Source organism: Pseudomaricurvus albidus, assembly GCF_018863235.1.
In the GTDB taxonomy this organism is placed as follows: Bacteria; Pseudomonadota; Gammaproteobacteria; order Pseudomonadales; family Cellvibrionaceae; genus Pseudomaricurvus; species Pseudomaricurvus albidus.
In genome coordinates this window covers 633,992-647,443 of record NZ_JAHKRS010000001.1, presented here as the reverse complement: position 1 = coordinate 647,443, position 13,452 = coordinate 633,992, and the positions used below count along the sequence as shown (strand labels likewise).

General features: G+C 55.6%; 9 protein-coding genes. 6 read left to right on the top strand and 3 right to left on the bottom strand.

Annotation, left to right across the window (positions count from 1 at the left end; genetic code table 11):
* The first annotated feature begins 17 nt into the window (after nucleotides 1-17).
* The 4 genes from coaBC to slmA all read left to right on the top strand — a co-directional run bounded on the left by coaBC (nucleotide 18) and on the right by slmA (nucleotide 6,008).
* Complete coding sequence (gene coaBC / locus KOI40_RS02870) at nucleotides 18-1,217, top strand: bifunctional phosphopantothenoylcysteine decarboxylase/phosphopantothenate--cysteine ligase CoaBC (protein WP_216096042.1); 1,200 nt, start codon at nucleotides 18-20, stop codon at nucleotides 1,215-1,217.
* Nucleotides 1,218-1,350: 133 nt separating this feature from the next.
* Nucleotides 1,351-3,921, top strand: coding sequence for a phosphomannomutase/phosphoglucomutase (locus tag KOI40_RS18815; RefSeq protein WP_369413134.1), 2,571 nt, complete (start codon nucleotides 1,351-1,353; stop codon nucleotides 3,919-3,921).
* Between the two features lie 113 nt (nucleotides 3,922-4,034).
* Nucleotides 4,035-4,940: an acetylglutamate kinase gene (argB, locus tag KOI40_RS02860; RefSeq protein WP_216095921.1), complete on the top strand. Its 906-nt coding sequence runs from the start codon at nucleotides 4,035-4,037 to the stop codon at nucleotides 4,938-4,940.
* A 453-nt stretch (nucleotides 4,941-5,393) separates the two neighbouring features.
* Complete coding sequence (slmA, locus tag KOI40_RS02855; RefSeq protein WP_216095920.1) at nucleotides 5,394-6,008, top strand: nucleoid occlusion factor SlmA; 615 nt, start codon at nucleotides 5,394-5,396, stop codon at nucleotides 6,006-6,008.
* 58 nt (nucleotides 6,009-6,066) lie between these two features.
* On the opposite strand, the gene KOI40_RS02850 is transcribed toward slmA, so the two are convergent.
* The 3 genes from KOI40_RS02850 to KOI40_RS02840 all read right to left on the bottom strand — a co-directional run bounded on the left by KOI40_RS02850 (nucleotide 6,067) and on the right by KOI40_RS02840 (nucleotide 9,585).
* Nucleotides 6,067-7,830 (bottom strand): GGDEF domain-containing protein, encoded by a 1,764-nt coding sequence (locus tag KOI40_RS02850; RefSeq protein ID WP_216095919.1) that lies wholly within the window; start codon nucleotides 7,828-7,830, stop codon nucleotides 6,067-6,069.
* Nucleotides 7,831-8,008: 178 nt separating this feature from the next.
* Nucleotides 8,009-8,647: a thiol:disulfide interchange protein DsbA/DsbL gene (locus KOI40_RS02845; RefSeq protein ID WP_233709881.1), complete on the bottom strand. Its 639-nt coding sequence runs from the start codon at nucleotides 8,645-8,647 to the stop codon at nucleotides 8,009-8,011.
* A 290-nt stretch (nucleotides 8,648-8,937) separates the two neighbouring features.
* Nucleotides 8,938-9,585 (bottom strand): c-type cytochrome, encoded by a 648-nt coding sequence (locus KOI40_RS02840; RefSeq protein ID WP_216095918.1) that lies wholly within the window; start codon nucleotides 9,583-9,585, stop codon nucleotides 8,938-8,940.
* Nucleotides 9,586-9,834: 249 nt separating this feature from the next.
* On the opposite strand from KOI40_RS02840, the gene yihA reads away from it, so the two are divergent.
* Together yihA and KOI40_RS02830 are read left to right on the top strand one after the other, a co-directional pair.
* Entirely contained in the window at nucleotides 9,835-10,470 is a 636-nt protein-coding gene (yihA, locus tag KOI40_RS02835; RefSeq protein WP_369413139.1) for a ribosome biogenesis GTP-binding protein YihA/YsxC, read from the top strand.
* Nucleotides 10,471-10,883: 413 nt separating this feature from the next.
* Nucleotides 10,884-13,442: a TonB-dependent receptor gene (locus tag KOI40_RS02830; protein WP_216095916.1), complete on the top strand. Its 2,559-nt coding sequence runs from the start codon at nucleotides 10,884-10,886 to the stop codon at nucleotides 13,440-13,442.
* The last annotated feature ends 10 nt before the right edge of the window (nucleotides 13,443-13,452 follow it).

Below are 13,452 nucleotides of genomic sequence, written 5' to 3'. Positions count from 1 at the left end.
GCCAGCCGGAAGAAAGTATGAGCTCTCTGACCAACAAGCAGATTTTACTCGGGGTGACCGGCGGTATTGCCGCCTACAAGAGCGCCGAGCTGATTCGCCGACTGCAGGATCAGGGTGCCAATGTGCGCGTCATCATGACCGCCGCCGCCCAGGAATTTATTACGCCGCTGACGCTGCAGGCACTGTCGGGCAATCCGGTGCACACCACCCTGCTGGACCCCGAAGCCGAAGCCGGCATGGGACACATCGAACTGGCACGCTGGGCCGACCTGCTGCTCGTCGCGCCCGCCAGTGCCGATTTTATTGCCCGTCTTGTCACTGGCAAAGGCGACGACCTGCTGACAACGGTCTGTCTGGCAACGGCCGCGCCCATTTGCCTGGCACCGGCGATGAATCAGGGAATGTGGCACAGCCCGGCCACTCAGGACAACCTCGCCAGGCTGAGCCAGCGCAAGATCGTCTGCCTCGGTCCGGCCGAAGGCTCTCAGGCCTGTGGCGATGTGGGCCCCGGCCGTATGCTGGAACCCACCGAGCTTGCTGATCTGACCGCCCGGCAATTTGTCCGCGGTGAACTGTCTGGCAAATCCGTCGTCATTACCGCCGGCCCGACCCGCGAGGCCATCGATCCGGTGCGCTACATCAGCAACCACAGCTCGGGCAAAATGGGCTATGCCCTGGCGCAGGCAGCCATAGAGGCCGGAGCCAGGGTCACGCTGATCAGCGGCCCGACCAATCTGGCCCCGCCGGAGCGCTGCCACTACATCGGTGTCGAAAGCGCTCAGGACATGTACGACGCCAGCATGCAGGCCTTGTCTGACTGCGACCTGTTTATTGCCGCCGCCGCAGTCGCCGACTACCGCCCGGCCAATGCCGCTGAGCAGAAAATCAAAAAGACCGGGCAGGACACCATGACCATCGAGATGGTGAAAAACCCCGACATCGTGACCGCTGTCGCGGCTCACCAACCGCGCCCCATGACCGTGGGCTTTGCCGCCGAAACTCAGGATGTGGTCAGCTACGCGCGGGGCAAGCTGGAGCGCAAAAATCTCGACGTTGTGATCGCCAATGACGTTTCTCAGGCCGGTATCGGGTTTAACAGCGATGACAACGCCGTAACCATCGTCTGGCCCGGCAGCGAAGAGACGCTGTCACAGCGCAGCAAGTCACAGCTGGCAAGGGAATTGATCGAGCGACTGGCCGAAAAGCTGAATGCCTGAGACAACACCTGAGACGACAACTGAGACAACAAGAGCCGCAACTGACGGCACAGTGACTCGTTACCGAAACATCAGAAAGCCAATACACCGGGCAGGTACCAACCCCGGCAGCCAACAGTAAGGAACCACCCCAGTGGGAAAAAAGAAACAAGCCGTGCAGAGTAAGAAGATGTCCGCCAAGACAGAACTGCCGGTCATCACCGTGGCCGCTCTGGCCGTGGTGCTGATCCTGATCACGGCCAGTGGCTACTGGAGTTACGACAAATGGATCACTCAGGTCGAGCAACAACGCCTGAACCAGTACAGTCAGCAGCAGGCCCGTCAGCGTGCAGCCGATATCGAATTTTACATCAAAGAGCAGCAACAGCAGTTAAACCACTTTTCCGAGCGCCCGGTCATTCTCAACGCTACCCGCAGCAGCATAAATGCAGAGATGAACCGCAGCCTGATCAATAACCTCAAAACCGCATACCCCAACGCGTTGAGTTTTAAACTCCTGACACTGGACCGCCAGAATCAGCTGAGTCCGCCGGCAACCACCGATACGGACAATCCAACCCCTGTGCCAACGATCAAACCGCTCACCTTTACCGAGCTGGACATGATCAATCGGGCCGAAAAGCAGGAAATCGTTCCTCCGGAAGCCCTTAAAGTCGGCAAGCAGTGGTATCTGCACTTCATTGCCTCGGTGGTGGATCCGCAACTGGCCGGTGCCGGGGAGAATGACCCTGCAACGGATAATACCGCCGGGCACCTCTCCGCCCCCGTCACAGACGCTTCGGAGACCGATGGTGTGGTTGCCACTCTGCTGGTCACCCTGCCCGCCCAGGAGCTGTTCCAGCGCATCAGCCGCAAAGAGCCCGAGCTCGGTCAAACACGTCTGATGCGCGACAATGCCGGCCGACCCGTGCCGATTTACACCGCCAGTCAGGGCAATGCCGGTCCGGCCCTCACCAGCCCGGTGGGCAAAAGTGAATGGCTGGTGAGCTTTACTCCCTCGGAAACCCTCGCCGAACAGGCCGCTGAAAGCCCCGTACTGCTAATTGTGATGCACGTCATCGGCGGCGGACTTTTGCTGGGTCTGGTGTACTGGCTCACGGGCAAACTGGATCCTCAACGTCTCGCCAGATCGTCGATGCCCCATGCCACGCCGAACCCTCAGGCTCAGCCAGACATCAACGCACACATCAACGATCCGAGCTATCAGGATCACGATATTCTCGACCTGCACGTCTCGGAAGAGGATCAGGACCTGCTCGGCCTGGAAGAGAGTGAACGGGTCGCACAGAATGCCGCTCGACGTGCTCCCGCAGAATCTGCCGAGCAGATAGAGCTGCCGGACGAGGTCTTCCGCTCGTACGACATTCGCGGTCTGGCTGAAACCCAGATCACGCCGACCCTGGCTCGACAAGTGGGCAAGGCCATTGCCAGTGAAGCACTCGCTGCCGGAGACACCGGTCTGTTTGTCGCTCGCGACGGCCGCAACCACAGTCCCGAGCTGTGTGAAGCCCTGATCGAGGGGATTCTCAGCACCGGCTGCGATGCCATCAACCTGGGAGCCATACCCACGCCACTGCTGTACTTCGCCACCTGCGAACTGGCAGAGAGCAACAGCGGGGTCATGGTGACTGCGAGCCACAACTCGGCCGAATACAACGGTTTCAAGATGGTGATCAACGGCCACACCCTGGCGGATGGCGATGTGCAGAACATCAAAACCCGTATCCAGACCGGTGATGTGTTTAAAGGGACCGGCATTGAAACCTCACAGCAGGTGATCCCCGAGTACATCGATCGCATTTTCTCCGACGTTGCCCTGGCCGGCGACGTCAAACTGGTGATCGATGCCGGCAACGGCATTACCGGTGACGTGGCACCGCAGCTGTTTGAAGAACTGGGCTGCGAAGTCGAGCCGCTGTTCTGCGACATTGACGGCAGCTTCCCCAATCACGATCCGGACCCCACCATCGAGGCCAACTTGCAGGATCTGATTCGCACTGTGCAAAGCACCGGGGCGGATCTGGGCGTGGCCTTCGACGGCGATGGCGATCGTCTGGTACTGGTCACCCCCAAGGGTCAGATTATCTGGCCCGACCGGCTGTTGATGTTGTTCGCCAAGGACATTGTCGCGCGCAACCCCGGCGCCGATGTGCTGTTCGATGTAAAATGCACCCGCGAACTCAACTCGCTGGTCAGCAGTTACGGTGGCCGCCCGATCATGTGGAAAGCCGGCCACTCGCACATGAAAACCAAGATGCAGGAAACCGGCGCACTGGTGGGCGGTGAAATGTCCGGCCACATCTTTATCAAGGACCGCTGGTATGGCTTTGACGACGGCATGTACGCCGCCGCCCGTCTGCTGGAAATCATGACCCTGCGGGATCAGGGCATCGACTCCCTGTTCGACAGCTTCCCCAATCTGCCGTCGACACCGGAGCTGAAAATTCCGGTGGCCGAAACCCGCAAATTTGAACTGGTGAAGCAGCTGATTCAGGAAGGTGACTTTCAGAACGGCAAGCCCATTACCATTGACGGGCTGCGAGTGGATTTCTCCAAGGGCTGGGGGCTGGTGCGCGCCTCCAATACTTCCGCCGCGTTAACACTGCGGTTTGAAGCAGAAACCCGGGAAGTGCTGACCCAGCTGCAGCAATTATTTAAACGGGAGCTGTTGAAAATCGACAGTTCTTTGGATGTTCCTTTTTAATCGTCAGTTCTGAACCACTGACCTGTAGACTACCGACTTCAGTAATCGGTTTGACGACCCTCACACGGGTCACGACCAAGCTGGTTACTCAGGTCTAAATTACGGATGTAACTATGTCTCTCAATCGCGATGCCGCCATCAATGTAGCCCACGTACTCACCGAAGCTCTGCCCTATATTCAGCGCTTCACCAACCGCACCATTGTCGTCAAGTTTGGCGGCAACGCCATGGTGGACGAAGCGCTGCAAAACAGTTTCGCCCGCGACATCGTATTGATGAAGCTGGTGGGCATGAACCCCATTGTTGTCCACGGTGGTGGTCCGCAAATTGGCGACCTGCTGAACAAGCTCAACATTCACTCCGAATTTGTCGACGGCATGCGAGTCACCGACAGTCAGACCATGGATGTGGTGGAAATGGTGCTGGGGGCTTCGGTCAACAAACAGATCGTCAGTCTGATTAACCGCAACGGAGGCTCAGCCATCGGTGTGACCGGCAAGGACGGCCAGCTGATCGGTGCCCGACAGTTAAAGGTCACCCGCAACAGCCCGGATCTGTCAGCACCGGAGATTATTGACATCGGCCACGTGGGCGAAGTCTCGTCCATCAATACTTCCGTCATCGACATGCTGCTCAGCAGTGACTTTATCCCGGTGATTGCCCCCATTGGTGTCGATAAAGAAGGCCGCTCTTATAACATCAATGCCGATCTGGTGGCGGGCAAGATTGCCGAGGTGCTACAGGCGGAAAAGCTGATGCTGCTGACCAACGTTGCCGGTCTGCTGGATAAATCCGGCAAGGTCCTCACCGGGCTGACGACTCGACAGGTTGACGAACTGATCGAAGACGGCACCATTTACGGTGGCATGCTCCCCAAAATCGCCTGTGCCCTGGATGCCGTTAAAGGTGGCGTCACCAGTGCACATATCGTCGATGGCCGTGTAGATCACGCCGTGCTGCTGGAGATTTTCACCGATCAGGGGGTTGGGACACTGATTACCAACCAGCAACAGTCCTGACCCGCTGGCGCGGCTTTCAACACACGGAATTTGAACAAAAAGACGGTTTTTAGGCATTCCCTGTATTGATGCGGCTCAAGTAACTCGCTAGGATAGTGCTGGCATACTTGAGCCAAAGCCCGAATTTGCAGGCGTTCTCGGACGGTTTCGAGAAGTTTTCACCCGCATCGGTAACACCCCGGCCGGCCGTTAAAGCCGCCGCTGACCGCTTTTGGCTCTGGCTAGTTTGAGCAATTATGGATATCGATTGCCTGAGGTTGTCGGCTGATCGCCGCGACTCCGACCCGAGTCCAGTGAAAGGATTAACACTGCTGATTAATGCCCGTTAATCATTGAGAACTGCCACAACAACAACGCGAAAACGCAACCCGACAGTGGCCCGACAGATTCTGCTCGTTACCTCATGAACAAAGTCTGTGGCCGACTGTATTGATCAAGGTCAAGCACACACCCATGAGCAAGCCCAGCACCAAAGTTTCCCGTCGCCAGCAAATTCTGGAATCACTGGCTCATATGTTGGAGGTCTCTCCCGGTGCCCGCATTACCACGGCAGCCTTGGCAAAAGAAGTGGGTGTCTCGGAAGCGGCCCTGTATCGCCACTTCCCCAGCAAATCGAAAATGTTTGAAGGCCTGATCGAGTTTATCGAAGAAACGCTTTTTTCCCGTATCGGCCTGATTACCAACGATGATTCCTCAGCGCTGTCGCGCTGCAACAAGATTCTGTTTCTGTTGCTGACGTTTACCGAACGCAACCCGGGGATTACCCGGCTGCTCACCGGTGATGCCCTGACGGGAGAAACCGAACGTCTGCGCGCGCGCGTAGTGCAACTCTTTGATCGCCTGGAAACCCAGATTAAACAGATTTTGCGGGAAGCCGAAATTCGCGAAGGCATTCGCCCGGTACTGCCGGTAACCGCCGCCGCCAACCTGTTAATGGCAACCGCAGAAGGACGAATCTCCCAGTTTGTCCGCAGTGAATTCAAACGCTCGCCCACCGAGCACTGGGAAGAGCAATGGCCCATTCTGGTGAGTGGTTTTTTGCGCGAGTCCCTGCAACCCGTTAACTAATCCGGCCGCAGGTATTATCTGAGCCCCCACGCCCTGAGCACTCCCCCAAACACCGAGGCTAGCCCAAACATCGGTTGCGGCCGGATTCTTTTGCCTGATACAGCAGTTTGTCTGCCCGGGCAAAGGCCGCATCCAGGGTTTCCTCTCCTTTCAGCATCACCAGACCTGCGGACAAGGTCACCTGCACCGGTTCGTCTTTAAAACGGAAGGGAGTACCGGCAATCACCGCCCGGATTTTATCCAGCAGCTGCAAACCATCCTCCAAACGGGTATCGGGCAGCAACATCACGAACTCTTCACCGCCATAGCGCGCAATAAAATCCACGCTGCGCAAACGTCCCCTCAACGCCTTGCTCAACACCTGCAAAACCCGGTCACCGGTTTGATGACCGTAGCTGTCGTTGATCTGTTTGAAATGATCAATATCACACACCACCAGCGTCAGAGGGTGCTGGTAACGCTGCCAGCGCTTCCATTCGAGATGCCCACGCTCATTATAGGCCTCCCGATTCGGCAAGCCTGTGAGGGTATCCGTTAAGGCTTTCTCGCGGGCCGAAGCCAGAGCGTCGCGCGCGTCGGCGGCTTCCCTCTCCACCTGCCGGACCTTGTTCAGCAAGCGATTCAGCTGCTCTCCCTTGCCCTCTCCGGACACCTGAGCCGACGCCTTCTGACGTCGTTGCAAGGCCTCCTGAATGACACTCAGGTGGGAGTGGATTTCCTGCTTCAGACTGCTCACCTCCGTGGCCACCGCCACCGATCGGCCCAGAGATCCCAGCTGTTGATTGAGGGTCTCAGTAAATGCGTTCTCTTCGGACTCCCACGCCTCGTGGGCACTGACACTGCCTTCAAGCTCCGTCAGGATCTCCGACAAGACCCCGTGAATCTGCTGCAAATACGTTCGATACTCTTCATCGGCCATCAAATAGGCCTGCAGCACCAGGTCGCGAATGTCTTCCAGGGTGGGCACCAGCTCATACCAGTTGAGCCCCTTTTCCATGCGCTGGCGCGCGGCCTGGGCTTTCTGCACGGTGCACCCCACCGGTTCGACGCTGTCCAGCAGTTCCTTGAGCACCCGATACACCTTGTCGGACACCCGGGAAAACGCCGGCTCGAACACCGGACGCTGTAGCACTGCCTCTTTTTGATCCGCAGCCTCGGCTTCCGCTCGGGTTTGCAACTGTCCCTCCACAACGCCGTCCGCCACCAACGGCTCCGCTTCAATCACCTCCGTTTCCGGCACGGACTCTGAAGGGATGTCCTGTTCACTGACTGTGCTATTGATGGGCGTATCTCGCTCGTCGCTCGTCACTGCGTTGCGCCGCAGTAAACGATCCATAAACCCGGATTTGCCGGACTCTTCAGACGAGGAACTTATGGGCGCTATTGCCTGCCCCTGAATATCGGCCAGTCGCTGCAACACCGCTGCCATTTCCGGACGCGATTGCGCTTTGAGCGCCTGGTCCAGTTCCTTCAGTGGCCGGCTCTGATCCTCATACTGATACTGGGCCTGCTGGATCAGCGTCAGCAGCGCCTGCTGAATCTCTGCCTGTTGGCTCTCATATTGACGCTCATAACTTAACAGCGACGCCTCCACCTGCTCGATGGCCATATCCAGCCTGGCGTCCTCCTCTTTGAGTGCCGCCCGCAAACGGGTCAGGCTTCTGTCCAGCTCTGTGTCGTAACCTTCCGCCGCCAGACTGACGCGCACCACCGCCCGCCGCAGCAATTCCTGCTGCTGTGCAAAGGCCTTCTGTTGGGCTTCTTGCTCATCGAGCAAAGCGGCGTATTTGTCCCGCCAATCGGTACCGGTGGTAGGTTGCATGGTGTTCCCTTTTGAGATTGCCCGAAGGTTATCGGCCAACAAAGGGCAAGATTGAGGAACAGAGAACGCAGGGAGATTAATGGATCGAGATAAAAAGAAAGGAGCTGAGGTGGTAACTCAGTTAACCACCTCGAACCGGGCAGCGGGTGCCCGGGCTGCAAGATACGTCAATTCCGACTCAGCCTTGCTCATCGCGAATTTTGGCCACCAGAAAATCTGCCACATCCAACATCTGCTTCTGACCGCCAGCCATGCGGGCACTGATGCGGTATTTGCCGTTCACAACCACTTCCGGAGTACCGGTAATCTTGTAGCTGCGAGCGCGGGCGTCCGCCTGCTTCACCTGACTGGTGACACCGAAAGACTTATAGGTCTTTTCAAAGGTTTCTTTATCCACGCCGTACTGGGCAAAGAAGTCGGCCAACTCATCCACATTGGCCAGACGCTTGCGCTCGAGGTTCAGGGCGTTAAACAGCGGCTGGTGCACTTCGTCGAGAATGCCCAGCGCTTTGGCGACATAGAAAGCGTGCGCGTGAACTTCCATAGCACCGTTCCACATGGCTGGAGAGCGTACAAAAGCGACATCCGCCGGCAGTTTTTCTGACCACTGATGGACGATGGGCTCAAACTGGAAACAGTGTCCACAGCCGTACCAGAAGACTTCGGTTACCTCAATTTTGCTGGGATCCTTGGTTCGCACAGGATTATCCAGCTCGACATAATGAGTACCTTCTTTAAAGGCCGGCGCCGCAGCCTGCTCGTCTGCACAGGCCGCCAGAGAAAACATCAAGGCAAAAATTGCCGCCATTACACGCATGTTATTCACTCCATAAACTATAAGATTCCGGGTTCCGGCGCTGCGCCGAACCGCACATTAGTAAGACCTCATTTATGTTTGAGGTTCCCTATCGGGTTGAGATTGTTGTTGTTTTTTGTAGCCATTGCCCGAATTGATCCGAGCCTGACGGCCTCGATCACCCACAACCTGCCCCCTATAGATACCTGATTGCGGGCATCTCAATCAACGCCAGCGTCACTGCGGTGAACAGGAATGATAAGTGATAGCCATAAAAAAAGCGGCCGAAGCCGCTTTTTTACCACACGACCTTAGTTCAGGCCTGAAATGTAGTTGGCCAGCGCCTTGATTTCCGAGTCGCTGAGGTGCTGAGCGACCTGACGCATGATCATCTGATCGCCATCGTTAACTCGCTCACCGGCGCGGAAAGCACGCAGCTGCTTTTCGATGTATTCAGCGTGCTGTCCACTTAGACGAGGGTAGGCTGCCGGAGCATTGCCCAAACCGCGTGGTGAGTGACAACCGGTACAGGCAGGAGCACCCACTTCGGGGTTACCGGCACGGAAGATTTTTTCACCCAACTCCAGCGCGTCCACTTCAACACCGGAATTCATCAGCACTTTCATGGGTTTGGCACCCGCCAGCTGCAGGGGCTTGCTGTCGAAAAAAGCCGCAATATCTTCAAGATCCTGCTCTGACAGAGCATCCAGCAAGCCTGTCATTTCAGCGATGTTACGCTCGCCTGACTTGATGTCTTTCAATTGCTTGAGCAGGTACTTCTCACCCAATCCAGCCAGTTTCGGATAGTTTGGAGCCGGACTGTTACCGTCTGCACCGTGGCAGGCAGCGCAGACCGCGACCTTGCTTTCCCCTGCAGCGGGGTCACCAGCGGCCAGTGCACCTTGAGCTGCTGCGATAAAACCTACGGCGATCACGGCCTGTTTGAAGATGTTTTTCATTGGCTAATCCGTCAATATTTTTAGTCGTTGATCATTTAAATGATCTAAGTTGATCCATTGTAGTCATGCCGACTACCCCCCATAGGGCCGTACGAGCTACAATTGCGGCCAGCAAGGGCGCGCTCAAACCGCAGCATTATATACTAACCGCCTGAAATCTCACTATTTTTGCAGGGTTATCTCTTGAGTCAGCACACATCACCCGATCAGCACGGCAATTCCGGTCAACGCACGGGCGCGAATACCCGAATCAATTACACCAAAGCGGAGTTTACCCAAAGTGCTCCGTCAATTCGACAGTGCCCCCCGGATATTGGTGCCGAGGTGGCGTTTGCCGGCCGCTCCAACGCCGGTAAGTCCAGCGCCATCAACGCGCTGACCAGCAATCACAAGCTGGCGCGAACCAGTAAAACCCCCGGTCGCACCCAGCTGATCAATTTTTTTGCTTTGAGCGAAAACCAAAGGCTAGTCGATCTGCCCGGGTATGGCTACGCCAAGGTGCCACTGAAGATGAAACAGGAGTGGGAGCGCAACCTGTCGGAATACCTGCGCGAGCGTCAGTGTCTGCGGGGCATGATCCTGCTGATGGATACCCGTCACCCCATGCAGGAATTCGACACCACCATGCTCAACTGGGCCATCAGTGCCGAAATGCCTGTGCACATTCTGCTGACCAAAGCCGACAAGCTGAAAAAGGGCCCGGCCCAATCCACGTTGCTGGCGCTGCGCAAACACCTGAAAGAAGCCGAAGTGGACGACCTGGTCACTGTGCAGCTGTTTTCATCTCTGAAGAAGACCGGCATTGATCAGCTGGTGAAGCAATTGAACCTTTGGTTGACCCTTCCCGACGCACCAGATGCGCTTGCCAATGAGGAGAAACCCTGACGGGTTTCTCCTTCCATCTCGGAAAATTGCTGTTCGCAATGCTCTGATCAGCCATTATTCCAATTTTTCATAATTATTTTTATCAATAATAGTGCATTCACACTATTAATCTAGCCGCCTCAAATACAGTCTAAAGCGCGGCCTTTTAGGCCATTTCGTACAAAAAACACACCAAATACAGGTTTACCCAAATTTTTCGCTCTTTCGAGTTCCCGGGCGTCGCTCTCGCTCATAAACAGGGGCTTGCGCTGATCCATTCGATTCCACTAGTTTTAGGGCAGCCGCATTAATGCCGTTGGTTCAGACATCGACTCTGACCATCGACTTAAAAGCAACGGCAACTAATAACAATAAACACATGCGTACGGTTATGGCTTTTTTGTAATCGCACGCTACCTAGAGAGGAAGTTGATATGATCTATCAGCCCACCAAGCTGGCACTCGCCATCGGCCTTGTGGCCGCCACCCAATCCATGAGCGGTGTTGCACAAAACAACAATGTTCTTGAAGAAATTACCGTTTACGCACAGAAGCGTGAGCAGACCATTCTGGAAGTCCCGGTTTCTGTAGCCTCCTACAGCGGCGACTCACTGGAGCAAGCTCAGGTTCGCGATCTCAGTGACCTGCAACAGGTAGCCCCGAGTCTGGTCTTTAACAGCTCTTCCGGTGCCACCCAATCTATTTTGACCATTCGCGGTATCGGTACCGCCGGCCAGAACTCCGGCCTGGAACAATCCGTGGGCGTCTTTATTGACGGCGTTTACCGCGGTCGACCAGGCTCGGCCCTGAGCGATTTTGTCGATATCGAGGCAGTGGAAGTATTGCGTGGTCCACAGGGCACTTTGTTTGGTCGCAACACCTCTGCAGGTGTGATCAGCGTTCGCACCAAGAAGCCATCCTATGAAGCAGGTGGTGATGTGTCGATCAGCGCCGGCGATTATGGCTACAAACAAGTCAAAGCCGGTGTCACCGGGCCCTTAATCGAAGACACCCTGGCCTATCGCCTTTCGGCCACTTGGCAGGAGCGTGAGGGTTACATTGAAAACTATGAAACCGGTAAAGATTACAACGACAAAGACCGCTATACCATCCGGGGACAAATTCAATGGGACATCAATGAAGATACCTCATTGCGTGTAATTGCCGACTACACCGAGACAGATGAAACCTGTTGTGCTCCGGTGCCTGTTTTCTACGGCAATGGTACGGAGCTTTTAATTAACAACGCATCACCTTTTGCGGCTTTTACCGATGATCTTGTTTTAACTCCACCGCATCAACCTGGCACTCCAGGTGACTATGTAGCGCCCGAATATACTTTCACAGGTGAATACACTGATATAGGTGATTATAAAACCAACCGCAACGACTCCAACCCCGGCGATGACAGCTTCCGGGATGGCGGCATTTCAGCTGAATTTGAAACCGCGCTCACCGAAACTCTCGACTTTACCGCCATTGCTGCCCATCGTTTTTTTGAAACTGCCCCTTATGGCGATATCGACATGACCGCGGCAGATATCTGGAACGGTGGTCGCGGACAGGATATCGAAGAAAACTCTGTGGAACTACGTCTCTCATACACTGGCGACAGCTTTGACTGGGACGCAGGGGTATTCTACTTCGATCAGGAGATTGAGGCAGAGGGCGACTACAACTGGGGAGAAGAAGGCGCAGCATACCTCTCTAATGTGGGATTAGCCCGTCTTGTCAGTGTTGAAGGTGTCCCAGTTTTCGATGGAGTTAATCCATTCAACCCGGCAACTGCCACAGGCCAGATGATTGCCTCGAATTTAATGGGCTTTGACTTGGGAACTGGTAGTTTCTTTGTTAACCCAGCAATTGCAGGCACCGGTACTCACGAGGAAGTGTCCTATGAGGCCGAAAGCATCGCAATCTTCGGTCAGGCCACCTGGCGTATTACAGATCAATTGAGCTGGACCTTTGGTGGTCGCTACTCCGAAGAGGAAAAAGAAGCAGATTACCTGACCACTAGCGACGACCCCTTTTCACAGGTCGATCTGTTAAGCGTCAGCCAAAGTCTCTTTAACTCTCTCCGTCCGCTGCAGGTCCACCTCCCCGTAGGCGCTACCAGTGATGATTATGACGACGACAATATCTCCGTGGCCACCAGCCTCAACTACGAGCTCTCTGACAGTATGTCCGTCTATGGTCGCTACGCTCAGGGCTACAAAGCGGGCGGCCTGAACCTGAACGGTACAGTTGGCCAAACCCCCGGCAACCCGGTGGCAGATCTGGACAGCAACCGATTTGACCCGGAAGAAACCGAGTCCTTTGAACTGGGCGCCAAGATGTACCTGTTCGACCGCACCCTGCAGTTGAACACCACCCTGTTCTATCAGACGGTTGAAGACTTCCAGGTAAACTCCTTTGATGGCGCTGGCTTCACTCTACAAAATGCCGGTGAAATTGAGGGTAAAGGGCTGGAAATCGACTACAACTGGACGCCGACCGAAAACTGGATTATCGCCGGTGGCCTGGTGTTGCAGGATATCGAATACGCCGAGTTTAAAAACGGTTCCACGACCATTGCTCAACAGGAAGCCGCTGGCCTCCAGGCACGAGCCGAAGGGGTGGTTCCGCCACAGGATCTGACCGGCGAAACACCCAACTTCGTTTCCGACGTGACTTACGCGGGCAGCGTGACCTACCTGCATGAAATCAACAGTGACCTGATGCTGAAACTGGGTACCAGCTACCGCTATCGCTCAGACTACACCACCGGTCAGGATAACGATGCCTACACAGAAAACGATGACTACTGGATCTGGAACGCCAACGTGACTCTGGCGGCTCAAGACGAATCGTGGGCAATCGAGTTGTGGGGCAAAAACCTGACTGATGAAGAAGTCATCAACATCGGTTTCGACACACCTCTGCAGACCGGTTCTTTCAGTGCCTTTATGGAAGCTCCCATGACCTGGGGCCTGACTGGAAGAATGAAGTTCTAATCGCCCGGGC